This window comes from Oleiphilus sp. HI0132 (genome assembly GCF_001635845.1).
Genome location: NZ_LWGJ01000615.1, coordinates 1 through 1,163 on the forward strand (window position 1 = coordinate 1; position 1,163 = coordinate 1,163).

The 1,163-nt window shown below is 45.2% G+C and carries 2 protein-coding genes; both read right to left on the minus strand.

Annotated features, from left to right (window positions below):
* A partial coding sequence (locus A3766_RS07505; protein ID WP_082907066.1) for a rhodanese-related sulfurtransferase occupies window positions 1-577 on the minus strand: 577 nt, incomplete at its 3' end.
* Window positions 578-636: 59 nt separating this feature from the next.
* Window positions 637-1,163: nucleoid-associated protein (locus A3766_RS07510; protein WP_197479413.1), on the minus strand; the 527-nt coding region annotated here is incomplete at its 5' end.

Here is a 1,163-nt window from a genome sequence, read left to right on the forward strand (position 1 = left end):
TCGATTTTTCACAACGAATACCGCCCGTACAAAACATCGCGACTTTTTTGTGCTTTGCCTTATCCAGGTTTTCTGCAACGTACTGAGGGAACTCTCTAAAGCTTTCGGTTCGAGGGTTCAAGGCATGTTGGAAGGTGCCAATTTCGACCTCATAATCATTTCGCGTATCGACTAGTAGAACTTCAGGGTCAGAGATGAGTGCGTTCCAGTCCTTTGGCTTTACATAGGTGCCAACTACTTCCTTAGGGTTTATGCCTTCAACGCCCATGGTGACGATTTCTTTTTTCAGTTTTACCTTGGTTCGGGCAAACGGAGCTTCTTGGGTGAAAGACTCCTTATAGCTAAGATCGCTCAAACGTGGGTCTGACTTTAACCACTCAAGAAGTTTGTCTATGCCCGCTCTAGAGCCAGCAACGGTGCCGTTGATGCCTTCTTCTGCAAGTAGTAGGGTGCCTCGTACGTCGATGCTCTTCATCAATTCAAGAAGAGGGGTTTGAATCTCTTTGTAATTTTCGAGTGTGACAAATTTATATAATGCGCAAACAACGTAAGTTTGCTCGTTTGGTGTGGTAGACATGTTATTTCCTATCAGCATGACCGGAACGTAAATCCGGCGCCTTGGTTTAGTGTTAAGAACTAGTTTTCTTGCTTGTCCTTAATGTGTTCAAGAATCTGTTTTTTCAGGCTCTTGGGGATTTCTGTAATAGTGAGCGTATTTGACTGCTCATCAAACAAGATTGTTTGCTGCATAAGGTCTGATGAAAAGGACAGGCTTAAACCATTGCCCTTGCCAGAGATTCTGACCAAATGCTTTAGCTTACGAGTGTCTGGGCGCAGGGTTTGGCTGGTGTCTAGTTGCGCTTCTTGTTCTGCGAATTGAGCAAAGCGGGTGGGTTCATTTTCATCAAGGAAGCCCGATAGCTCATTAATCGGCACTGCTTCACCTAGCTGCTGCTGTTCAACGCAAAAGTCATAGGCTTTTTGATGAAGCTGAGCAGCTTGCTTGGGTTCGGTTTCTTTGGTGTAGCCTGCTAATACTTCCATTAGCGTTTCAGTTTCTTTTGCGCTGTCGATAGAGCTCTTGAAACCGATTGACTGAGTGAATGCTTCACCTATTTTGGCTTTTGAGCGTGCGCGGACCAAGCAAAGGTATGGGTCAGTAC